This is a genomic window from Thermus thermophilus HB8 (genome assembly GCF_000091545.1).
GTDB lineage: Bacteria > Deinococcota > Deinococci > Deinococcales > Thermaceae > Thermus > Thermus thermophilus.
This window is the reverse complement of sequence record NC_006461.1, coordinates 131,263-151,243: the sequence shown is the minus strand read 5'-3', so window position 1 is coordinate 151,243 and position 19,981 is coordinate 131,263. Positions and strand designations below refer to the sequence as shown.

Here is a 19,981-nt window from a genome sequence, read left to right as displayed (position 1 = left end):
ATGGTCCCATGGGACTCCTCTTTACCCCTCTGGAGCTTCGCGGCCTCCGGCTCAAGAATCGCCTGGCCATGTCCCCCATGTGCCAGTACTCGGCCACGGAAGGGGGAGAGGTCACGGACTGGCACCTCCTCCACTACCCCACCCGGGCCCTGGGCGGGGTGGGGCTCGTGATCGTGGAGGCCACGGCGGTCCTCCCCGAAGGGAGGATCAGCCCCTTTGACCTCGGGATCTGGTCCGAGGACCACCTCCCGGGCCTTAGGGAGCTCGCCCGGCGCATCCGGGAGGCGGGGGCGGTGCCGGGGATCCAGCTCGCCCACGCCGGGCGCAAGGCGGGGACGGCGAGGCCCTGGGAAGGGGGAAGGCCTTTGGGCTGGAAGGTGGTGGGGCCGAGCCCCATCCCCTTCGCCGAGGGCTACCCCGTCCCCGAGGCCCTGGACGAGGCGGGGATGGCGCGGGTCCTCGAGGCCTTCGTGGAGGGGGCCAAGCGGGCCCTCAGGGCGGGGTTTTTGGTGGTGGAGCTCCACATGGCCCACGGCTACCTCCTCTCCTCCTTCCTCTCGCCCCTTGCCAACCGGCGGGAGGACGCCTACGGGGGAAGCCGGGAGAACCGCATGCGCTTCCCCCTGGAGGTGGCGAGGGCGGTGCGGGAGGCTATCCCCCCTGAGCTGCCCCTCTTCGTGCGGGTCTCGGCCACGGACTGGGCGGAAGGGGGGTGGGGCCTCGAGGACACCCTGGCCTTCGCCGAACGGCTCAAGGCCCTGGGGGTGGACCTCCTGGACCTCTCCTCGGGCGGGGTGGTGCCGGGGGTGAGGGTCCCCGTGGCCCCGGGCTTCCAGGTCCCCTTCGCCGACGCGGTGCGCAAGCGGGTGGGGATGCCGACGGGGGCGGTGGGCCTCCTCACCACCCCCGAGCAGGCGGAGACCGTCCTCCAGGCGGGAAGCGCCGACCTGGTGCTTCTGGGCCGGGTCCTCCTCCGGGACCCCTACTTCCCCCTGAAGGCGGCCAAGGCCCTCGGGGCGGAGGCCCCCGTGCCCCCGCAGTACCAGAGGGCCTTTTAAGTACCCCACCGGGGCTTTCGGGGCTCCCACGTGGCGGGCGGACGCTGAGCGCGCTTGGCGGGGGCGCCCGGCCCGCTACCGCCCCTGGAGGAGGTCCAGAAGGGCCTTCCGGTAGGCCTCGTAGGCCGCCCGGCCCTCCGGCGTGAGGGCCACCCAGGTCTTGGGCCTTTTGCCCCGGAAGCCCTTCTCCACCCGCACGTACCCTGCCTCCTCTAGCTTCTGCAGGTGGCTTGAGAGGTTGCCCTCGGTGAGCCCCAGCGCCTCCTTCAGCCAGGTGAACTCCGCCTTCGCCCCCTCCCCCAGGCCCGCAAGGAGGGCCACGATGCGCAGGCGGGTCTCCTGGTGGATCAACGGGTCCAGCGCCAAAGGCACACCCCCCCGTAGACCAGGGCGAGAAGGCCCGTGGCGGCCATGCCTAGGTGGAAGAGGCCGGGGAAGAGGCGGAAGAGAAGGAGGTCCAGGGCGAAGAGGCCGAGCCCCGCCCAGACCATCCCCGGGAGGCGCCAAAGGACCCCCATGTAGGCGTAGGCGAAGGCCACCAGGCTCACCAGAAAGCTCTCCCCCGCCAGGGTCCAGGGGGGAAGGAGGGGGATCCAGTGGAGAAGGGCGAAGAGGGTGAGAAGCCCCCATAGGGCGAAGGTCTGGAACCCCATGAGGCTTTGCACCCGGCCGCCCTGCCGCGCTCCCAGGTAAAAGGAGAGGGCCGCCCCCAAGGGGCCCGCCACGGTCCAGAACCTCTCCCCTGCTTCCGGGGACCAGGCGAGGAGGAGGTTTCCCACTCCCCAAAGCCCTCCCCAGAGGACGAGGTACCACCCCCCGAGGAGGACGAGCCTAAGCCGCGCCTCCTCTTCCGCCCGCTCGGCTGCCTCCAGCAGGGCCTTGGCTTCCTCCGGCTTCACGGCCTACCTCCCCCAAAGGCCAGGCGCACGTACCACCCGCCCCTGGAAGACCCCAGGGGCAGGGCGTACCCGGCGCCCACCCCAAAGGCCCAGCCCCCTTCCTCCCGGAAGAACCAGAAGCCCCGCACCCCGAGGTCCAGGAGGAAGCCTCCGCTTTCTCCGCCCAGGCCCAGGGCGGGGAGGAGGAAGACCCCGGGGCCCACGGGAAGCCAGGCCCCCGCGAGGAAGACCCCCCCGTACCCCCTCGGCCCGCCCCAGGACTCCCCGCCCAGGGCCACCCCCTGGAAGGTCCCGAAGCCGCCCCCACCCCCCTGCCAGGCCCCCTGGAAGCCCAGGAAGCCGTACCCCAGGGAGCCCCCTAGGGCCGGGGCGAGGAGGAGCCATACCCAGACCAACATCCGCTTGGCGTTCATGTTCACCTCCGCCAATAACTTTGTAGTACAAAGTTATTGGTGCGTCAAGGGGTGGCCTCGAGCCCGCCCGCAAGGTAGACTCTCCCCATGCGGGCCATACGGGTGCACGAGGTGGGCGGACCGGAGGTCTTGCGGCTCGAGGAGCTTCCTGTCCCGGAGCCTGGGCCCGGGGAGGTCCTGGTGAGGCTTCTCGCCATCGGGGTGAACTTCATTGACACCTACAAGCGGAAGGGCCTCTACCCCGTGCCCGCCCCCTTCACCCTGGGGGAGGAGGGGGCCGGGGTGGTGGAGAAGGTGGGGGAAGGCGTGGTGGGGGTGAGGCCCGGGGACCGGGTGGCCTTCGCCAACGTGCAGGGGGCCTACGCCGAGTACCTGGTGGTCCCGGCGGAGAGGCTCGTCCCCGTCCCCGAGGGGCTGGACCCGAAGCTCGCCGCCGCGGCCCTCCTCCAGGGGATGACGGTCCACTACCTCCTCAAGAGCACCTACCCCGTGGCCCCCGGGGACCAGGTCCTGGTGCACGCGGGAGCCGGGGGGGTGGGGCAGCTCCTCATCCAGTGGGCCAAGCGCCTTGGGGCCACGGTCTACGCCACGGCCAGCACCGAGGAGAAGCGCGGGCTCTGCCTCCAGGCGGGGGCCGACTACGCCTTGCCCTACGAGGGCTTCGCCGAGGCGGTGAAGGCCCTCTCGGGGGGCGGGGTGGACGTGGTCTACGACGGGGTGGGGAAGGACACCTTCCTGGGTAGCCTTGCGGCCCTAAGGCCCCGGGGGATGCTCGTCCTCTTCGGCCAGTCCTCGGGGCCGGTGCCGCCCCAGGACCCGCAGATCCTGAACCGCATGGGGAGCCTCTTCCTTACCCGCCCCACCCTCCACCACTACACGGCAAGCCGCAAGGAGCTCCTCTTTCGGGCGGGGGAGGTCTTCCGGGGGGTGCTGGAGGGGTGGCTCAAGGTGCGCATCGGGGCCGAGTTCCCCCTGGAAAACGCCCGGGAGGCCCACGAGGCCCTCGAGGGCCGGAGGACCACGGGCAAGGTCCTCCTCCTGCCCTAGGCCGGGGTAACCGGGCACACTTTTCCGGAAGCGGCGTGGTATACTATGGTCCGTTCCAAGGGCTTATGTGACCACGCCTTGCGCGGTGCGCCGTCTTCCCCAAGCCCGCATAGGGAGGTGCAGGATGCTCGGCGGATATGCCCATAGGATTGCCCGTATTGACCTGAGCACGGGCCAGGTGGAGTACTTCGCCCCCGACCCCAAGGACCTGGAGATGTACGTGGGGGGGCGGGGCCTCGGGGTGAAGTACGTGTTTGAGAACGGCCCCCAGGTGGACCCCCTGGGCCCGGAGAACCTCCTCTGCATCATGAACGGCCCCCTCTCCGGCACCCGGGCCAAGATGTCGGGAAGGCTCGCCGTGGTCACCAAAAGCCCCCTCACGGGCACGGTGACGGACAGCCACATGGGGGGCTGGACCGCGGCCAAGCTCAAGTGGGCGGGGTTTGACGGCCTCCTCATCAAGGGGGCTTCGGAAAAACCCGTCTACCTTCTGGTGAAGGACGGGGAGGTCTCCATCCACGACGCCTCCGACCTCTGGGGCAAGACCACCCACGAGACCTGCCGCATCCTCCGGGAGCGGCACGGGGAGGAGGCCGACGTGATGGCCATCGGCCCTGCCGGGGAGAACCTGGTGCGCTTCGCCAACTGGATCAACAACGACGAGCGGGCCGCAGGCCGTGGGGGCACCGGGGCGGTGGCGGGGAGCAAGAAGCTCAAGGCCATCGTGGTGGTGGGCACCCACGACAAGATGCCCCAGCCCAAGGACCCCGAGCTCTGGAAGGAGGCGGACCGGCTGGCCTCGGCCACCATCAACGACCCCAAGAACGTCACCGCCCCCAAGAAGGGCGGGCTTTCCCTCTACGGCACCAACGTCCTCATGAACATCACCAACGTCATGGGGGCCCTGCCCACCTTTAACGCCCAGCACACCTGCATTGAGGGGGCGGAGAAGATCTCCGGGGAGTACATCCGCGAGCACCGCCTCATCAAGGACAACACCTGCCACGCCTGCCCCGTGGCCTGCAAGAAGATGGTGGAGGTCCACATCAACGGCAAGACCATCCGCTTTGAGTCCTACGAGTACGAGTCCGCCTGGGCCCTGGGGGCCCACTCGGGCCACACGGACACCGACTGGACGGGCTACGCCATCTACCTCTGCAACGCCTACGGCATGGACACCATTGAGGCGGGCAACGCCATCGCCGTCCTCATGGAGGCCACGGAGAAGGGCTACTACCAGGGCGAGGACGGGATCCGCTTCGGGGACAAGGAGGGGGAGATCCGGGTCCTCGAGGCCATCGCCTACCGCAAGGGCGTGGGGGACATGCTCGCGGAAGGCCCGGCCCGCTTCGCCAAGGCCATCGGCCACCCCGAGATCGCCCTGGAGGTCAAGGGCCAGTCCATCCCCGCCTACGACCCCCGGGGCCTCAAGGGCATGGGCATCGCCTACGCCACCTCCAACCGGGGGGCCTGCCACCTCCGGGCCTACACCCCGGCCTCGGAGATCCTGGGCGTGCCCTACAAGACCGACCCTCTGGCCTGGGAGGGGAAGGGCAAGCTCACCAAGCTCTTCCAGGACCTCTCCGCCTTCACCGACTCCCTGGACCTTTGCAAGTTCAGCCAGTTCGCCGAGGGCCCCGAGGAGTACGCCAAGCAGCTCGCCGCCTACTGGGGCCGCCCCGTGACCCCCGAGGAGATCCTGAGGATCGGGGAGCGCATCTACAACCTGGAGCGCTACTACAACAACCTGGCGGGCTGGGGCGAGGGCTCGGACTACCTGCCCGAGCGCTTCCTCAAGGAGCCCTCCGACTGCGCGGGCTCCAAGGGCCAGGTCACCGAGCTGGACCGGATGCTGGAGGAGTACTACCGGGAGCGGGGCTGGGAGCGGGGCGTGGTTCCCCCGGCCAAGCTCCAGGAGCTCGGCATCCTCTCCCAGGCGGCGGACGACTAGCCCTCCCCGGGGTGGCCCCGGCCTTTGGGCCGGGGCTTTCCCTTAGACTCAGGGGGTATGCCCAAGGTCAACCTTTACGCCACCTTCCGGGACCTCACGGGGAAAAGCCAGCTGGAGCTTCCTGGGGCCACCGTGGGCGAGGTCCTGGAAAACCTGGTCCGGGCCTACCCCGCCCTGAAGGAGGAGCTCTTTGAGGGGGAGGGCCTGGCCGAGCGGGTCTCCGTCTTCCTCGAGGGCCGGGACGTGCGCTACCTCCAGGGCCTCTCCACCCCCCTCTCCCCCGGGGCCACCCTGGACCTCTTCCCCCCGGTGGCGGGGGGCGGGTTTGAACGGACCTTCGGGGCCTTTCCCCCTTGGCTCCTTGAGCGCTACCTGGAGGAGTGGGGCGGGACGAGGGAAGGGGAGGGGGTCTACCGCCTCCCCGGGGCGGTGGTGCGCTTTCGCGAGGTGGAGCCCCTGAAGGTGGGAAGCCTCTCCATCCCCCAGCTTCGGGTGGAAGTGGAAGGGGAAGAGGCTGAGCGGTGGTTTGAACGCATCGCATTCGCCGCAAGCCGGGGCGGGGGGTAGGGCGCTTGTGTTGTAAGATCTTTGCGGCCTCACCCCTTTCATAAGAACTCCCTCTGGGTCTTTCTCTTAGCATGGGGGCATGCGGCTGACCAAACGCCAACGCCGCCCCCCTGGAACACAAGCCGCGGCCTCACCCGGACAACCTGCACGCCCTCTACCGGAAAGCGAAGACCCCGTGGAACGCGCCCGCTGGCACGCCATCTGGCTCCTCGCCACGGGCCACGCCATCCCCCAGGTGGCCCAGACCCTGGGCTACTCCACCTGCTGGGTCCGTGACACCCTCCCCCGTCACAACGAAGGCCAGCCCCCCTTGCTCCCTCCAGAGCTTTGGGAAGCCTTCCGCCAGGCCCTCCTCCAGCCCCATCCCCAGGACGGGATATGGACCATAAGGAACGCCGCCCTGTGGCTCTCGGAGAGGCTAGGTCGTCCCGTGGACCCGAGGCGGGCCTGGAACTGGAGGAAGCGCCTGGGCTTCGCCCCCCTCCGCCCCCGACACCGGGGAGGGACGTCTTCGTGCGCCCAAGTACAGGAGAGAGCGGGTTCTGGCTTTTGCCCCCGGTGAGCGCCGGTCAGCGAAGCTACCTTGTGGCCTTCTCGGAGGTGCTAAAGCGCTTTGCCCAGTTGCGGGGGGCTGGGGAGGGGAAGCTTTTGCTTTCGTCTTGGACCAGGTGGGGTGGCACGTGGCGGGGCGGGTGGAGACGGAGGAGCTTTGGGCGAAGGCGGAGGCCCGGTGTACCTACCTGCAGACCCAGCCGGGCCTGGTTAGGAGCCATACCCTCTTTCACCGGTGGCCGGGAGGATGCTGAGGGAGTGGATCAGGGGGATTTCTTATCAGGCCCTGGGGGAGGCCCCCGTCCCCCTTGAAGCGCTTCCCCTCCTCTACGAGGCCCTCTTCCGCCTGGCGGAGGAGAAGGGCCTTCAGGTCCAAAGCCTGGACCCCGGGGAGGCGGCCCCCACGGGGGGCGTGCGCGCCTGGCGGGTGCGGCTTCTCCTGGAGGGTCCCTACGCCGGGGTCTTGGGCTACCTCGAGGGCCTCCCCGGGCTCGGGAAGCCCCTCTGGGTGGAGGCCTACACCCTGGAGCCCGTGGGCGAGCGGGGAGAGCGCCTCGCCCTAGACCTCGTCCTCAGGGTCCTCGCCCCCTAGGCCCACGGCGGCGTAGAGGGCTTTTTCCTCCGCCTCCGTGAGGGGGCGGGCCTTCCCCGGGGGGAGGTCGCCGAGCTCCAGGGGGCCCAGGGCCAGGCGCTTGAGGCGGAGAACCCGGTTGCCCCGGGCCCGGAACATGCGCTTGATCTGGTGAAACCGCCCCTCCTTGAGGACCACCTCGGCCCAGGTGGGGTCTTCCAGGGGGGTGAGCTCGGCAGGGAGGGTCTTCTTGCCGTCCAGGAGTATTCCTTCCCGGAAGGCCTCCTGGTCCTTAGGCCCCACGGGCCTCTCCAAGTGCACCAGGTAGCGCTTGGCCACCTTGTGCCGGGGGTGGGTGAGGCGGTGGAGGAGGAGGCCGTCGGTGGTGAAGAGCAAAAGCCCCTCGGCGTCCTTGTCCAGGCGGCCCACCGGGGAGAGGTCCCGGGTGGGGAAGCCCTGAAGGAGGGCGTAGACAGAAGGCCCCTCGGTCCGGCTCGTCACGAAGCCTGGGGGCTTGTGCAGGAGGACGTGGAGGTGGCGGCGCACCTCCAGGGGTCTTCCCTCCACTTCCAAGGCGGCGCCCTCCGGCACGCGGAAGCCGGGGTCCTTCACCACCTGGCCCAGGACCCGCACCTTCCCTTGGCGCACCAGCCGGGCCACCTCCTTGCGGCTTCCCAGGCCCAGCCGGGCGAGGACTTTGTCCAGCCTCTCCCCCTTCATCGCTCCGAGGCTCCCTCCAGCCACCAAAGGGTCCCCTGGGCCTCCGCCCGGCCCCGGTTCAGGCCCCGTAAGGGGGCCAGGCGCAAAAGGGCGTGCCCAAAGGCTGGCCGCCCCAGGTCCTGCGTCGCCGAGGCCAAGGAGCGGCGGGCCTGGGAAAACCCCCTGGCGAACTCCTCCCGGTCCAGGGGCGCCATCCTCCTTATCCTAAGGGGCATGAGGCTCTACCAGCTGGACAGCTACGCCACCCGCTTCCAGGCCCGGGTGGAGCGGGTCTGGAGCGACGAAAAGGGGCACTACGCGGTGCTTTCCCAGACCCTCTTCTACCCCGAGTCCGGGGGGCAGCCCGCGGACCGAGGGGTCCTCAGGGGGCCTTTCGGCGAGGTCCAGGTCCTCCACGCCTACGAGGAGGAGAAGGCCTTCGGGGACGTGGTCCACGTGCTCTCCGCGCCCATCCCAGAGGGCGTGGAGGTGGAGGGGGAGATTGACTGGCCGAGGCGCTTCCGCCACATGCAGCGCCACACCGCCCAGCACCTCCTCTCCCAGGCCCTCCTCAGGGCCGGGGGCTACCACACCGTGGCCGTGAGCCTGGACTCCCCGGTGTGCACCGTGGACCTCGAGGAGGAGGCCGAGGAAGCGGGGGTCCTCGAGGCCGAGGCCCTCGCCAACTTCGCCGTCTACGCCGACTACCCGGTGGAGGCCTTTTACGTCTCCGAGGAGGAGCTCGCCCGCTACCCCCTGAGGCGCCCCCCCAAGGTCCGGGGCAAGGTGCGCCTGGTGCGGATCGGCGACTTTGACCTCGCCGCCTGCGGGGGGACCCACCTCAAGACCAGCGCCCAGGCAGGGCCCATCAAGGTCCTCAAGTGGGAGCGGTACAAGGGAGGGACGCGGGTGTACTTCATGGCCGGCTGGGAGGCCCTGGAGGACTACCACGCCAAGCACGCCCTCCTTGCCCGCCTGGCCCTCGCCTTCTCCACGAACCCCTTGGAGCTGGAGAAGCCCATAAGGAAGCTCCAGGACGAGCTCTACGCCCTAAAGGGGGAGAACCAGGCCCTGAGGGAGGGGCTTGCGGAGGCCCTCCTGCCCAGGGCCCTGGAGGAGAAGGCCCTCCTCGTCCCCCTCCCCGTCCTCGGGGAGCTCGGCAAGAGGCTCGCCCGCTTTGAGGGCACCTTCCTCCTCGTCGCCCCCGAGGGGCGGTTCGTGGCCGTGGGGCCGAGGCGGGGGGAGGTGCTGGAGCGCCTCAAGGCCCTGGGGGGCCGGGGAGGAGGGAAGGAGGCGGTCCAGGGCGCCCTTCCCCCGGGGCGGGCGGTGGAGGCTTTGGCCCGGGTGCGGGAACTGCTCTGACCCGGGCCAAAGCCGGCCTTTCCGGGGCCCAGAAGAAGCGCCTGACACTCCCCTGACCCGGCCCCCGCTAGACTGGGGGTGTGGCCACCCTGCTTCTGGTGGAGGACGAGCCCAGCCTGCGCCTGGGGTTGCGGCTGGCCCTCGAGGGGGCGGGGCACCGGGTTTTGGAGGCGGCCACCGCGCAGGAGGCCTGGCCCCTCCTGCGGGAGGCGGAGCTCGTGGTCCTGGACTGGATGCTCCCCGACGAGCCCGGGGTGCGCCTCCTGGACCGGATGCGCCAGGGCCCCTACGAGTCCCTCCCCGTCCTGATGCTCACGGCCCGGGCCGGGGTGCGGGACCGGGTGGAGGGGCTTTCCCGCGGGGCCGACGACTACCTGGTGAAGCCCTTCGCCGTGGAGGAGCTTCTGGCCCGCCTCGAGGCCCTCTTGCGCCGGGCGGGGAAGCGCAAGGTGCTGAGGCGGGGCCCCCTCCTCCTGGACCTGGAGCGGATGGAGGCCCGCCTGGAAGGCAACCCCCTCCCCCTCACCCGGCGGGAGTTTGCCCTCCTCGCCTACCTGGCGGAGCGGCCGGGCCGGGTCTGCACCCGGGAAGAGCTCCTGGAGGCGGTCTGGGGCCCGGACTACCTCGGCACCCCCAGGACCGTGGACCAGCACGTCCTCCAGCTCAGGGAGAAGCTCGGGGAGGACCCCAAGGCCCCCCGCTTCCTGGAGACGGTGCGGGGCGTGGGGTACCGCTTCCGGGAGGAGGCGTGAGCCCCGAGGCCTGGACCCTTCCTTGGGAGGAGGCCCGGGAGGGGCTCGTTGTGCACCGGGACAGGCAGGTGGTCTACCTCAACCCCGCGGCGGCGGAGCTTCTTGCGGTGGACCGGGAGAAGGTCCGGGGCCTGCCCCTCATCCTGGCCCTGCGGGACCACCGCCTGGAGGCCTTGGCCCTAGAGGGGGGAGAGGCGGTGTTGGAGGTGCGGGGCCGGGTTCTTTCGGCGCGGGCCCGCCCGGGCCTCCTCTACCTCCTGGACGTGACCGAGGCCCGGCGCCGGGGCCTCGAGGCGGAGGAGGCCGGGGCTCTCCTCGCTCACGAGTTCCGCACCCCCCTCGCCGGGATGGCCGTCCTCCTCCGGGCCCTCGCCCCCAAGGACCCCCGGGAGGCCCAGGTCCTGGACCTCCTCAAGAAGGAGGTGGCCCGGCTCACCCGGCTGGTGGAAAGCCTCGCCCACCTCCGGCCCGGCCGCCGGGAGGCCTTCGCCCTGGAGGACCTCTGGCTCCGCCTTTCCGCCCTCATGCAGGACCGCCTTCGGGGAAGGCGGGTGGAGGTGGCCCTGGGGCACCGGGTGGAGGCGGACCCCGAGGCCCTCCTCCAGATCCTCCTCAACCTCCTGGACAACGCCCTCAAGTACGGCCAAGACCCCATCCGCCTTCTGAGCCGGGTCCGGGGCGGCCGGCTCTACCTAGAGGTGCGGGACCGGGGGGCGCCCCTTCCCGACTACGAGGGCCTTTTCCAGCCGGGTCGGCGGGGAGGGGAGGGCTCGGGCCAGGGGCTCGGCCTCTACCTGGTGCGCCGCCTGGCCCAGGGCCTGGGCGGGGGGGCTTACGCCTTGCGCGAAGGGGAGGAGAACGTCTTCGGCGTCTGGCTCCCCGTAGACTGAGGAAAGGAGGCGGCATGCGGGAAGCGTTGGACCGAGCCTTGAACCAGCTTCTGGAAGAGAGCCTGAGGATGCTCTCCCTGGTGCGGGAGATGACCCAGGAGGCCACGGAGGCCCTGGTCCAGGCGGACCGGGCCAAGGCCCAGGGGGTGGTGGCCAAGGACAAGGAGGTGGACGCCCTAGAGCTCAAGGTGGAGAACCAGGCCATCGCCGTCATCGCCCGCCACCAGCCCGTGGCCTCGGACCTGCGCCTGATCTTCACCGTGATCAAGGCCCTCACCGATCTGGAGCGGGCGGGGGACTACGCCATGCACGTGGCCGAGGATGCCCTCCTCCTCGCCCAGGAGCCGCCCTTGAAGCGGTACGTGACCCTCCCCGAGATGGGGCGCAGGCTCACGGAGATGATGGACGCCCTGGCCAAGGCGGTGGCCGAGCGGGACGCGGCCTTGGCGCGCCGGGTCCTGGAGATGGACGACCAGGTGGACGGCCTTTACGAGGAGGTGACCCGGGAGCTCATCACCTACATGATGGAGGACCCCCGGACCATCACCAAGGCCCTGACCCTGATGCGGGTGGCCCGGAGCTACGAAAGGCTCGGGGACCACCTGGAAAACATCGCCGAAAGGGTCATCTACTGGCTTACCGGTGAGGTGTACAAGGCCCCGGAGGACGTCTACTGAGGCGCTACTCCGCCTCCACCTCCTCCGTCCCCTGGCGGCGGCCCGCCTTCCACTCCAGGCCCGCCCAGATCAGGTCCATGAGGTCCCCGTCCAGGACGTTTTCCGGGTCGTGGCGCATGAGCCCGGTGCGGTGGTCCTTGACGTAGTTCTTGTCCAGGACGTAGCTCCGGATCTGGCTTCCCCACTCTATGGGCCGCACCTCGCCCCTCAGGGCCTTGAGCTCTTCCTCCCGCTTCTTCCGCTCCAGCTCGTAGAGGCGGGCCTTGAGGATCTTGAGGGCGAGTTCCTTGTTCTTGATCTGGCTCCGCGTGGTCTGGCAGGTCACGGTGATCCCCGTGGGCAGGTGGACCACCCGCACCGCCGAGTCCGTGGTGTTCACCCCCTGGCCCCCGGGCCCCGAGGCCCGCATCACGTCAATGCGGAGCTCCTCGGGCTTGAGCACCACCTCCACCTCCTCGTCCACCTCGGGGATCACCTCCACCCCGGCGAAGGAGGTGTGGCGGCGGCCCGAGGCGTCAAAGGGGGAAGGGCGCACCAGGCGGTGCACCCCGGCCTCGGGGGAAAGGAGGCCGTAGGCGTTCTCCCCCTTGACCAGGATCTGGGCGTAGTCAATGCCCGCCTCGGGCCCAGGGGTGAGGTCCACCACCTCCACCTGGAAGCCCTGGCGCTCGGCGAAGCGGGTGTACATCCTTAGGAGCATCTCCGCCCAGTCGCAGGCCTCCGTGCCCCCGGCCCCGGGCTGGATGGTGAGGATGGCGTTCTTCTCCGCGTGGGGGAAGTTGAGGAGGGTCTGGTGGTAGAGCTCGTCCAGCTTCTTCGCGGCCTCCTCCAGCTCGGGCTTGAGGGCCTCCCGTTCCTCGGCGGGAAGCTCCTCCATGAGCTCCAAAAGGCCCTGGAGGTCGCTTTCCAGGGAGCGGAAGGTGTCCACGGTGCGCCGGAGGCGGGCGGCCTCCTGGCTCACCTTGCGGGCGGCCTCGGGATCGTTCCAGAGGGAGGGGTCCTCGAGGCGCCGCTCCAGCTCTTTTAGACGGGTTTCCTTTTGGGGGATGTCAAAGATACCCCCTGAGGCCTTCCAGGCGTTGCGCGAGGCGTTCCAGGTCCATACCTTTACCAGGATAGCAGATTGCGAAGCGAGGCGCAAGGTGTCTTGATATAGGTACGCTCATCGTTTTATAGTGAAAGACATGAATGTGGAGCGGTGGGCGCAAGCGCTGAAGGAGGAGTACCCCAGGGGCCTTCTGGGAGAGCGGGAGGCCTTGGTGAGCCTTTTGGTGGGAAAGGGGCTTTCCCACGCCGAGGCGGTGGAGGTGGCCCGGGCCCTGGAGGCCCAGGGCTACGCCCACTTCCTCCCCGGGGAGAGGCCCCGCTGGTTCTTTAGCTCCCGGTCTTTGGACCTGAAGGCCCTGATGCGGGCCTTGGACCAGGAGTTCCCCGAGTTCGTGGGGGAGGGGGACGAGGAGGAGGAGGCCTTGGCCTTCCTCGCCGCCCGCCTCGGGGACCGGGAGGTGGCCCGGGAGGTGCTGGAGGCCATGCGGGCCGCGGGGTACGTGGAGCGGGCCTACAGCCCTGAGCTCGCCCGGGACCGCCTCTTCTTCCGCTTCCCGGAGGCCCTCCGCCTCCTGGGGTGAGCGCCCCGCCCCGCCGGGGCCTCAGTCGGCAGCCAGGGCCACGGGGCTTTCCCGGAGGTGCACCCGGGCCCCCAGGGCCTGGAGCCTTTCCGTGAGGTGCTCGTAGCCCCGCTCCAGGAAGTAGACGCCCTCAATCTCCGAGGCGCCTTCGGCGCTCAGGGCCGCCACCACCAAGGCCCCTCCCGCCCGGATGTCCAGGGCCTTGACCTGGGCGCCGTGGAGCCGCCTGCCCTGGACGGTGAGGATCCGGTCCCGCAGGTAGAGCTCCGCCCCCATGCGGGCCAGCTCCCCCACGTGGGTGAAGCGGTCGGGGTAGATGCGGTCCACCACCGTGCTCTGGCCGGGGACGGTGGCCAGGTAGGCGGTGGCGATGGGCTGGAGGTCCGTGGGAAAGCCCGGGTACTCCCGGGCCTCCACGTGGAAGGGGGCGGGGTCCGGGGTGGCCCGGAAGCGGATCCAGTCTTCCCCCACCTCGAGCCGGTGCCCCGAGCGCCAAAGCTTGTCCAAAAGGGCGTCCAGGTGGTCGGGGCGCACGCCTTCCAGGGTGAGGCTTCCCCGGGTGGCGGCCGCCGCCAGGAGGTAGGTCCCGGCCTCTATGCGGTCGGGGATGATGCGGTAGGTGCCGCCCTTTAGCCGGGGCGCCCCCTTGATGCGGACGATGGGGCTTCCCAGCCCCTCCACCTCGGCCCCGAGGAGGGCGAGGAAGTGGCCCAGGTCCACCACCTCGGGCTCCACCGCCGCCTGGACCAGGGTGGCCTCCCCGCCCAGGGCCACGGCCAGCATGGCCTGCTCCGTGCCCCCCACGGTGGGCAGGTCAAAGACCACCCGCCCCGAGAGGGGGCGGGTCCTGCGGGCGTGGAAGGTGCCGTCCTCCTCCCAGACCTCCGCCCCCAGGGCCTCGAGGGCCTTGATGTGTTGGTCCACGGGGCGGAAGCCGAAGGCGCATCCCCCCGGCATGGAGACGTGCCCCTCCCCGGCCCGAGCGAGGAGGGCTCCCCAGACGATGAAGCTCGCCCGCATCTGGCCCACGAGCTCGTAGGGGGCGTGGGTGCTTTTGATCTCCGGGGTCTGGAGGTGGAGGGTCCGGCCCTCCCAGGCGTACTGGGTGCCCAGGTGGGCGAGGAGCTCCAGCATCACCTCCACGTCCCTAAGCCTCGGCACCTCCACCAGGGTGATGGGCTCGGGGGTGAGGAGGCTCGCGGCGAGGATGGGCAGGGCGGCGTTCTTGGCCGGGTAGACCCTAAGCTCCCCCTTCAAGGGGGTGCCGCCTTCCACGTGCAGCACCCGGCTCACGCCCACGCTTTCCGCCCCCTCACGCGCCCCTTGCGCATCATACTCAAGTTGAGCATAGGGTGGAGGTGCGGCATTGTCAAGCAAAGGGGGCTTTTGCTACACTAGGGCCCCTGAAGGAGGGGCATGGCCAAAAAGGAGAAGAAGCGCCTACAGGTGGTGATCTCCGAGGAGCAGGACGCCCTCCTCACCCGCGCCGCCTACGCCCTCTCCAGCCCCGAGCGCCTGGTCTCCAAGTCGGAGGTGGTGCGCCTGGCCATAGAGAAGATCGCCCGGGAGCTGGAAGAGGGGAAGGCCAAGGAGGAGCTGGAAGCCCTCTTGAAGCACCTCAAGGCCGAGGAAGGCGAGGAAGAGGCCTAGCCCGGTAGAATGGCCCCCGTGGTCTTGGCCGGGCGCTACCGCCTCGAGGCCCCCCTGGGCTCCGGGGGCATGGCCGAGGTCTGGCGGGCGGTGGACGAGCGCCTGGGGCGGAAGGTGGCGGTGAAGCTCCTCCACCCCCGGGCCCTCCCGCCCGAGCGGGAGCGCTTCCTCTTGGAGGTCCGGGCCCTCTCCCGCCTCTTCCACCCCGGCATCGTCCAGGTCCTGGACCTGGGGGAGGAGGAGGGGCGTCCCTTCTTTGTCATGGAGCTGGTGGAGGGGGGCACCTTTGACCGGCTGGGCCCCTTTGAGGAGGGGCCGGAAGGGGACGCGATCCTCCGGGGCGCGGAGGAGGTGATGGAGGCCCTGGCCCACCTGCACGCCCAGGGGATCCTCCACCGGGACCTCACCCCCAAGAACATCCTCCTCACCCGGGAGGGCCACCCCAAGGTCATGGACTTCGGCCTCGCCTACCTGCTCCAGGAGAGCCGTCACCTCACGCGCACGGGGTACACCCTCGGCACCCCCACCTACATGGCCCCGGAGCAGGCCAAGGGCCTCCCCCTCACCCCCAAGGCCGACCTGTACAGCTTTGGGGCCGTGCTCTACCGCACCCTCACGGGCCGCCCGCCCTTTGAGGGGGAGAACGACCAGGCGATCCTCTTCCAGCACGTCTACGAGGAGCCCAAGCCCCCCGAGGCCCTGAACCCGGCCGTGCCCCGGGCCGTGGGGGAGGCGGTTTTGGCCCTCCTGGCCAAGCACCCCGAGGAGCGCCCCTCCCACCCCGGCCTCTTCCGCGGGGTGCTGGCGGGCTTCCAGGCCCTGCGCCTGGCCACGCCCAGGGCGGGGGCGAGCCGCTCCGGCCACTACCCCTTCGCCCCCGAGCCCCGAAGGCTTGCCCTCAAGGGGAGGGTGGACCTGGGCGGAGAGGCCGCCTGGCCGGGGGAGATGGTCTACGCCGGCGGGCGGGTTTTCCTCGGGGTGGGNCGGAGCCTGGTGGCGGTGGACCTCCTCACCGGGGAGGTGGCCCGGGTGGCCTTGCCCGACGAGGTGACCGCCCCGCCCGTGGTGCGCAAGGGAGGGGTGTACGTGGGGGCTTGGGACGGCCGCGTCCGCCGCTTCCGGGGCCAGAGCCTGGAGTGGTCGGCGGAGACGGGGGCCGAGGTAACCGCCGCCTGCCTCGTGGTGGGGGAGCGGGTCTACGTGGGAAGCCGCGACGGAACCCTCTATGCCTACGAGAAGGACCGGCCCCTCTTCCGCTTCCGCGCCGGGGGGCACCTCTCCGCAAGCCCCACCTTCTACCGGGGCATGGTCTTCGTGGGAAGCGAGGACGGCTGGCTCTACGCCTTAGACCCCAAGGACGGGGGGGTGCGGTACAAGGTGCGCACGGGACCCGTCCACGCCCCCGTGGCCGGCTACAAGGGCGTCCTCTACATCCCCACCTGGCAAGGGGAGGTGTACGCCTTTGACCCCTTGAGCCGGGAGACCCTCTGGAGCGTCGCCCTGGAGGGCGAGATCTGGGGCGGCCTGGCCGTGGGGGAGGAGCACGTGTACGTGGCCGGGTGGGACGGGGTCCTCCGGGCCCTGGACCGCCTCACCGGGGAGGAGGTCTGGAGCCTCGAGGTGGGGAAGACCACCGCCGGCCTCGCCTACGCCCAGGGCCACGTCTACGCGGCCACGGAGGAGGGCCGGCTGCTCGCGGTGGACCGGCGGGGGCAGGTGGTCTTTGAGGCCTCGGGCCTCGGGCCCGTGCAGGTGCCGCCCCTGCCCCTTCCCGAGGAGGTCCTGGTGGTCAGCCTCTCCGGCAGGCTTTACCGCTTCGGCGTAGGATAGGGGCATGGAGGCGGTGAAAACCGACAGGGCGCCCGCGGCCATCGGCCCCTACGCGCAGGCGGTGAAGGCGGGAGGCTTCGTCTTCGTCTCCGGCCAGATCCCCCTCGCCCCCGACGGCTCCCTGGTGGAGGGGGATATCCGGGTCCAGACGGAGCGGGTGATGGAGAACCTGAAGGCGGTCTTGGAAGCGGCGGGTTCCGGCCTCTCCCGCGTGGTCCAGACCACCTGCTTCCTCGCCGACATGGAGGACTTCCCCGGCTTCAACGAGGTCTACGCCCGCTACTTCACCCCGCCTTACCCCGCCCGGGCCACGGTGGCGGTGAAGGCCTTGCCCCGGGGGGTCCGGGTGGAGGTGGCCTGCGTGGCCCTGGCCGAGTAGGGGCACTCTTTTCTGCAAGGCGGCGAAAACCCGTAGAATGGGCCCATGAGCATCCCCGAGGAGCTTTGGCGCCGCTTCCAGGAAGGGGACCCCAGGGCCTTGGCCCGGGCCTTGACCTTGGTGGAGTCGGGCCACCCCGCAGGCCGGGAGCTTTTGAAGCGGGTCCGGGGGAAAGGGCGGGCCAAGGTGGTGGGCGTGACGGGAAGCCCCGGGGCGGGGAAGAGCACCCTGACCGACCGGCTCATCCTCGAGGCCCGGAAGCGGGGGGAGCGGGTGGCCGTCTTGGCCGTGGACCCCTCCAGCCCCTTCAGCGGGGGGGCCATCCTCGGCGACCGGATCCGGATGATGCGCCACCACCAGGACCCCGGGGTCTACATTCGCTCCATGGCCTCCCGGGGGGCCTTGGGTGGGCTGGCCGGGGCCACGGTGGCCGCCCTGAGCCTCCTCGAGGCCTTCGGCTTTGACCGCATCTTCGTGGAGACGGTGGGGGTGGGGCAGAGCGAGGTGGACATCGCCCGGGTGGCGGACACCACCCTGCTCGTCCTCACCCCGGCCGCGGGGGACGCGGTCCAAGCCTTCAAGGCCGGGGTCATGGAGATCGCCGACGTTTTCGCCGTCAACAAGTTTGACCTGCCCGGTGGGGAGCGGATCGTTCAGGAGCTCAAAAGCGCCTTGGAGCTCTCCCCGCCCCGGCCCGGGGGGTGGCGCCCTCCCATCCACCCCACGGTGGCGGCCAGCGGCGAGGGGGTGGAGGCCCTCTTTGAGAGCCTCGAGGCCCACCACCGCCACCTCGTGGAGCACGGGCTTTTGGAGGCACACCGCCTGGAGCGGGCCCGGTTTGAGGTGGAGAGCGTCATCCAGGAGTGGGGCCGCCAAAGAACCCAGGGGGCGGGCGCCTTGGTGGCCCGGGTGGCCCGGGGGGAGCTCACCCCCGAGGAGGCGGCCCTAGCCCTTCTTGGCCCGGGCCCGGAGGCGGAGGAGGGCGCGCTTTAGCATCTCCCGCTCGTTGGGGTAGGAGAGGCGTTCCAGCGCCTCGCTCGCCGGGAGGAAAAAGGCGTCCTCCACCTCCGTGAGCTGGGGCCTGGGGGTGCCCCCCAGGTGGCGCATGAGGAAGTAGTGGACCTCTTTGCTCACCGTCACCGGGCCCTCGGGCTCGTGGACGGTGAAGTAGTAGCGCACCCGCCCCAAAGGGGCAAGGACCGAGGCCTCCACTCCGGTCTCCTCCCGCACCTCCCGCACGGCGGTCTCCGGGTAGCGTTCCCCGGGCTCCACCTGGCCCTTGGGGAGGGTGACGACCCGGCCACCCCTCAAGGACACCACCAGGACCTCGGGAGGATCCCCCTTGAGGACCACCCCCCCCGCGGAGACCACGCGCCGGGTGGGCCTTTGCCCCTTTCGCTTCCTGCGCAAACCCCCTCCTTACGGCAACAAAAAAGGGCGCCCAAGGGCGCCCCGAGGACCCGAGAAGGGGAGAAGGCAGGCTTTTGTTAGCTCCTTAGAAAGGAGGTGATCCAGCCGCACCTTCCGGTACAGCTACCTTGTTACGACTTCGCCCCAGTCACGGGCCCTACCCTCGGCGCCTGCCCGTAGGCTCCCGGCGACTTCGGGTAGAGCCCGCTCCCATGGCGTGACGGGCGGTGTGTACAAGGCCCGGGAACGTATTCACCGCGGCATGGCTGATCCGCGATTACTAGCGATTCCGGCTTCATGGGGTCGGGTTGCAGACCCCAATCCGAACTGGGCCCACCTTTTTGCGATTAGCTCCCCGTTGCCGGGTGGCATCGCTTTGTAGTGGGCATTGTAGCACGTGTGTCGCCCAGGCCGTAAGGGCCATGCTGACCAGACGTCGTCCCCTCCTTCCTCCCGCTTTCGCGGGCAGTCCCGTTAGAGTGCCCGGCCGAACCGCTGGCAACTAACGGCGGGGGTTGCGCTCGTTGCGGGACTTAACCCAACACCTCACGGCACGAGCTGACGACGGCCATGCAGCACCTGTGCTAGGGCTCCCCTCGCGGGGCACCCCAGGCTTTCACCCGGGTTCCCTAGCATGTCAAGGCCTGGTAAGGTTCTTCGCGTTGCTTCGAATTAAACCACATGCTCCACCGCTTGTGCGGGCCCCCGTCAATTCCTTTGAGTTTCAGCCTTGCGGCCGTACTCCCCAGGCGGCGCGCTTAACGCGTTAGCTTCGGCCCCCAGGAGACCCAGAGACCTAGCGCGCATCGTTTAGGGCGTGGACTACCCGGGTATCTAATCCGGTTTGCTCCCCACGCTTTCGCGCCTCAGCGTCACGGGTGGACCAGGTGGCTGCCTTCGCCATCGGCGTTCCTCCCGGTATCTGCGCATTTCACCGCTACTCCGGGAATTCCACCACCCTCTCCCACCGTCTAGCCTGAGCGTATCCCACGCTCCCCCACGGTTGAGCCGTGGTCTTTCACATGGGACGCCCCAGGCCGCCTACACGCCCTTTACGCCCAGTGAATCCGGGTAACGCTCGCGCCCTCCGTATTACCGCGGCTGCTGGCACGGAGTTGGCCGGCGCTATTACCCCGGTACCGTCAGTCCCCTCGTCGGGGGTTTCGTCCCGGGTTCAGGAGTTTACACCCCGAAGGGCTTCTTCCTCCAAGCGGCGTCGCTCCGTCAGGCTTGCGCCCATTGCGGAAGATTCCTAACTGCTGCCTCCCGTAGGAGTGGGGCCCGTGTCTCAGTGCCCCTGTGGCCGGCCATCCTCTCAGACCGGCTACCCGTCGTCGCCTTGGTGGGCCATTACCCCACCAACTAGCTGATGGGACGCGGGCCCATCCGGAAGCGGGCAAAGCCCTTTGGACACACCCCAAGGGGCGGGTCCACATGGGGGATTAGCCCGAGTTTCCCCGGGTTGTCCCCCTCTTCCGGGTAGGTCACCCACGCGTTACTCACCCGTCCGCCGCTGACCACGGAGTAAAACCCCGCGGCCCGCACGACTTGCATGTCTTAGGCACGCCGCCAGCGTTCACCCTGAGCCAGGATCAAACTCTCCAACAAATCAACGCCCTAAACGGGCGTAGAGCTCAGATGCTTGG

22 protein-coding genes, 1 rRNA gene and 1 pseudogene are annotated in these 19,981 nt (G+C 69.9%); 15 read left to right on the top strand and 9 right to left on the bottom strand.

The genetic code is table 11. The annotated features are described in order from the left end of the window. The first annotated feature begins 8 nt into the window (after positions 1-8). Positions 9-1,058: an NADH:flavin oxidoreductase/NADH oxidase gene (locus TTH_RS00825; protein ID WP_011227743.1), complete on the top strand. Its 1,050-nt coding sequence runs from the start codon at positions 9-11 to the stop codon at positions 1,056-1,058. Positions 1,059-1,133: 75 nt separating this feature from the next. Here the strand turns inward: TTH_RS00825 and TTH_RS00820 are convergent, their stop codons facing one another. The 3 genes from TTH_RS00820 to TTH_RS00810 are packed head-to-tail and all read right to left on the bottom strand — an operon-like array spanning position 1,134 to position 2,370. Further along, the gene (locus TTH_RS00820) at positions 1,134-1,430 is read right to left on the bottom strand and encodes a winged helix-turn-helix domain-containing protein (RefSeq protein ID WP_011174185.1); all 297 of its coding nucleotides are present in this window, start codon (positions 1,428-1,430) and stop codon (positions 1,134-1,136) included. Continuing rightward, the gene (locus tag TTH_RS00815; RefSeq protein WP_011227742.1) at positions 1,406-1,957 is read right to left on the bottom strand and encodes a hypothetical protein; all 552 of its coding nucleotides are present in this window, start codon (positions 1,955-1,957) and stop codon (positions 1,406-1,408) included. The genes TTH_RS00820 and TTH_RS00815 overlap by 25 nt, the downstream gene beginning before the upstream one ends. Further along, positions 1,954-2,370, bottom strand: a complete 417-nt coding sequence (locus TTH_RS00810; RefSeq protein ID WP_224065219.1) for a hypothetical protein — start codon at positions 2,368-2,370, stop codon at positions 1,954-1,956. Before TTH_RS00810 ends, TTH_RS00815 begins: the two co-directional genes overlap by 4 nt. 87 nt (positions 2,371-2,457) lie before the next feature. Between TTH_RS00810 and TTH_RS00805 the strand changes: the two genes are divergently transcribed. The 5 genes and pseudogenes from TTH_RS00805 (at position 2,458) to TTH_RS00785 (ending at position 7,079) form a co-directional block, all read left to right on the top strand. Further along, positions 2,458-3,417 (top strand): quinone oxidoreductase family protein, encoded by a 960-nt coding sequence (locus TTH_RS00805; RefSeq protein WP_011227740.1) that lies wholly within the window; start codon positions 2,458-2,460, stop codon positions 3,415-3,417. A 124-nt stretch (positions 3,418-3,541) separates the two neighbouring features. Beyond that, entirely contained in the window at positions 3,542-5,368 is a 1,827-nt protein-coding gene (locus TTH_RS00800; RefSeq protein ID WP_011227739.1) for an aldehyde ferredoxin oxidoreductase family protein, read from the top strand. Positions 5,369-5,425: 57 nt separating this feature from the next. Next, positions 5,426-5,935: a ubiquitin-like small modifier protein 1 gene (locus tag TTH_RS00795; RefSeq protein ID WP_011227738.1), complete on the top strand. Its 510-nt coding sequence runs from the start codon at positions 5,426-5,428 to the stop codon at positions 5,933-5,935. A 79-nt stretch (positions 5,936-6,014) separates the two neighbouring features. Continuing rightward, positions 6,015-6,497, top strand: a pseudogene (locus TTH_RS00790) (helix-turn-helix domain-containing protein). A 237-nt stretch (positions 6,498-6,734) separates the two neighbouring features. Next, complete coding sequence (locus TTH_RS00785; RefSeq protein ID WP_011227736.1) at positions 6,735-7,079, top strand: hypothetical protein; 345 nt, start codon at positions 6,735-6,737, stop codon at positions 7,077-7,079. Here the strand turns inward: TTH_RS00785 and TTH_RS00780 are convergent. Together TTH_RS00780 and TTH_RS00775 are read right to left on the bottom strand one after the other, a co-directional pair. Then, a complete protein-coding gene (locus tag TTH_RS00780) occupies positions 7,047-7,778 on the bottom strand; it encodes a pseudouridine synthase (RefSeq protein ID WP_011174202.1) in 732 nt (243 codons plus the stop codon). The two genes, TTH_RS00785 and TTH_RS00780, sit on opposite strands and share 33 nt — an antisense overlap. Further along, a complete protein-coding gene (locus tag TTH_RS00775; protein ID WP_164926020.1) occupies positions 7,775-7,972 on the bottom strand; it encodes a hypothetical protein in 198 nt (65 codons plus the stop codon). Before TTH_RS00775 ends, TTH_RS00780 begins: the two co-directional genes overlap by 4 nt. A gap of 19 nt (positions 7,973-7,991) precedes the next feature. Here TTH_RS00775 and TTH_RS00770 point away from each other — a divergent pair, with 19 nt between their 5' ends. The 4 genes from TTH_RS00770 to phoU all read left to right on the top strand — a co-directional run bounded on the left by TTH_RS00770 (position 7,992) and on the right by phoU (position 11,438). Beyond that, positions 7,992-9,119: an alanyl-tRNA editing protein gene (locus tag TTH_RS00770; RefSeq protein ID WP_011227734.1), complete on the top strand. Its 1,128-nt coding sequence runs from the start codon at positions 7,992-7,994 to the stop codon at positions 9,117-9,119. Between the two features lie 80 nt (positions 9,120-9,199). Further along, positions 9,200-9,871 (top strand): response regulator transcription factor, encoded by a 672-nt coding sequence (locus TTH_RS00765; RefSeq protein ID WP_011174204.1) that lies wholly within the window; start codon positions 9,200-9,202, stop codon positions 9,869-9,871. Beyond that, positions 9,868-10,761: an ATP-binding protein gene (locus tag TTH_RS00760; RefSeq protein ID WP_011227733.1), complete on the top strand. Its 894-nt coding sequence runs from the start codon at positions 9,868-9,870 to the stop codon at positions 10,759-10,761. The genes TTH_RS00765 and TTH_RS00760 overlap by 4 nt, the downstream gene beginning before the upstream one ends. 14 nt (positions 10,762-10,775) lie before the next feature. Further along, entirely contained in the window at positions 10,776-11,438 is a 663-nt protein-coding gene (phoU, locus tag TTH_RS00755) for a phosphate signaling complex protein PhoU (protein ID WP_011174206.1), read from the top strand. A gap of 4 nt (positions 11,439-11,442) precedes the next feature. On the opposite strand, the gene prfB is transcribed toward phoU, so the two are convergent. After that, a protein-coding gene (prfB, locus tag TTH_RS00750; protein ID WP_014509818.1) for a peptide chain release factor 2 occupies positions 11,443-12,541 on the bottom strand; the annotation gives its coding sequence in 2 pieces (ribosomal slippage) (positions 11,443-12,489 and positions 12,491-12,541; 1,098 coding nt in all). Between the two features lie 81 nt (positions 12,542-12,622). Between prfB and TTH_RS00745 the strand changes: the two genes are divergently transcribed. After that, positions 12,623-13,066, top strand: coding sequence for a hypothetical protein (locus tag TTH_RS00745; protein WP_011174208.1), 444 nt, complete (start codon positions 12,623-12,625; stop codon positions 13,064-13,066). Positions 13,067-13,087: 21 nt separating this feature from the next. On the opposite strand, the gene murA is transcribed toward TTH_RS00745, so the two are convergent. Further along, complete coding sequence (gene murA, locus TTH_RS00740) at positions 13,088-14,365, bottom strand: UDP-N-acetylglucosamine 1-carboxyvinyltransferase (RefSeq protein WP_011227732.1); 1,278 nt, start codon at positions 14,363-14,365, stop codon at positions 13,088-13,090. 117 nt (positions 14,366-14,482) lie between these two features. Here murA and TTH_RS00735 point away from each other — a divergent pair, with 117 nt between their 5' ends. The 4 genes from TTH_RS00735 to meaB all read left to right on the top strand — a co-directional run bounded on the left by TTH_RS00735 (position 14,483) and on the right by meaB (position 17,918). Then, positions 14,483-14,716, top strand: a complete 234-nt coding sequence (locus TTH_RS00735) for a hypothetical protein (RefSeq protein WP_008630901.1) — start codon at positions 14,483-14,485, stop codon at positions 14,714-14,716. Between the two features lie 9 nt (positions 14,717-14,725). Continuing rightward, the gene (locus TTH_RS00730) at positions 14,726-16,546 is read left to right on the top strand and encodes a serine/threonine-protein kinase (RefSeq protein WP_011227731.1); all 1,821 of its coding nucleotides are present in this window, start codon (positions 14,726-14,728) and stop codon (positions 16,544-16,546) included. 4 nt (positions 16,547-16,550) lie between these two features. Further along, positions 16,551-16,925, top strand: coding sequence for a RidA family protein (locus TTH_RS00725; RefSeq protein WP_011174212.1), 375 nt, complete (start codon positions 16,551-16,553; stop codon positions 16,923-16,925). 45 nt (positions 16,926-16,970) lie between these two features. Further along, positions 16,971-17,918, top strand: coding sequence for a methylmalonyl Co-A mutase-associated GTPase MeaB (gene meaB / locus TTH_RS00720; RefSeq protein ID WP_011227730.1), 948 nt, complete (start codon positions 16,971-16,973; stop codon positions 17,916-17,918). Here the strand turns inward: meaB and TTH_RS00715 are convergent. Further along, complete coding sequence (locus TTH_RS00715; protein WP_011227729.1) at positions 17,871-18,335, bottom strand: NUDIX hydrolase; 465 nt, start codon at positions 18,333-18,335, stop codon at positions 17,871-17,873. The genes meaB and TTH_RS00715 overlap by 48 nt on opposite strands. An 89-nt stretch (positions 18,336-18,424) precedes the next feature. After that, positions 18,425-19,943: ribosomal RNA gene (locus TTH_RS00710) — 16S ribosomal RNA — on the bottom strand. Between the last annotated feature and the right edge of the window lie 38 nt (positions 19,944-19,981).

Excerpts from the sequence above, each read along its gene's own strand:
- TTH_RS00770 (WP_011227734.1), top strand. The coding sequence starts at position 7,992 with ATGAGGCTCTACCAGCTGGACAGCTACGCCACCCGCTTCCAGGCCCGG.
- TTH_RS00775 (WP_164926020.1), bottom strand. The coding sequence starts at position 7,972 with ATGGCGCCCCTGGACCGGGAGGAGTTCGCCAGGGGGTTTTCCCAGGCC.
- TTH_RS00805 (WP_011227740.1), top strand. The coding sequence starts at position 2,458 with ATGCGGGCCATACGGGTGCACGAGGTGGGCGGACCGGAGGTCTTGCGG.
- TTH_RS00780 (WP_011174202.1), bottom strand. The coding sequence starts at position 7,778 with ATGAAGGGGGAGAGGCTGGACAAAGTCCTCGCCCGGCTGGGCCTGGGA.
- phoU (WP_011174206.1), top strand. The coding sequence starts at position 10,776 with ATGCGGGAAGCGTTGGACCGAGCCTTGAACCAGCTTCTGGAAGAGAGC.
- TTH_RS00735 (WP_008630901.1), top strand. The coding sequence starts at position 14,483 with ATGGCCAAAAAGGAGAAGAAGCGCCTACAGGTGGTGATCTCCGAGGAG.
- TTH_RS00800 (WP_011227739.1), top strand. The coding sequence starts at position 3,542 with ATGCTCGGCGGATATGCCCATAGGATTGCCCGTATTGACCTGAGCACG.
- TTH_RS00810 (WP_224065219.1), bottom strand. The coding sequence starts at position 2,370 with ATGAACGCCAAGCGGATGTTGGTCTGGGTATGGCTCCTCCTCGCCCCG.
- TTH_RS00795 (WP_011227738.1), top strand. The coding sequence starts at position 5,426 with ATGCCCAAGGTCAACCTTTACGCCACCTTCCGGGACCTCACGGGGAAA.
- TTH_RS00745 (WP_011174208.1), top strand. The coding sequence starts at position 12,623 with ATGAATGTGGAGCGGTGGGCGCAAGCGCTGAAGGAGGAGTACCCCAGG.
- TTH_RS00825 (WP_011227743.1), top strand. The coding sequence starts at position 9 with ATGGGACTCCTCTTTACCCCTCTGGAGCTTCGCGGCCTCCGGCTCAAG.
- meaB (WP_011227730.1), top strand. The coding sequence starts at position 16,971 with ATGAGCATCCCCGAGGAGCTTTGGCGCCGCTTCCAGGAAGGGGACCCC.
- TTH_RS00785 (WP_011227736.1), top strand. The coding sequence starts at position 6,735 with ATGCTGAGGGAGTGGATCAGGGGGATTTCTTATCAGGCCCTGGGGGAG.
- TTH_RS00725 (WP_011174212.1), top strand. The coding sequence starts at position 16,551 with ATGGAGGCGGTGAAAACCGACAGGGCGCCCGCGGCCATCGGCCCCTAC.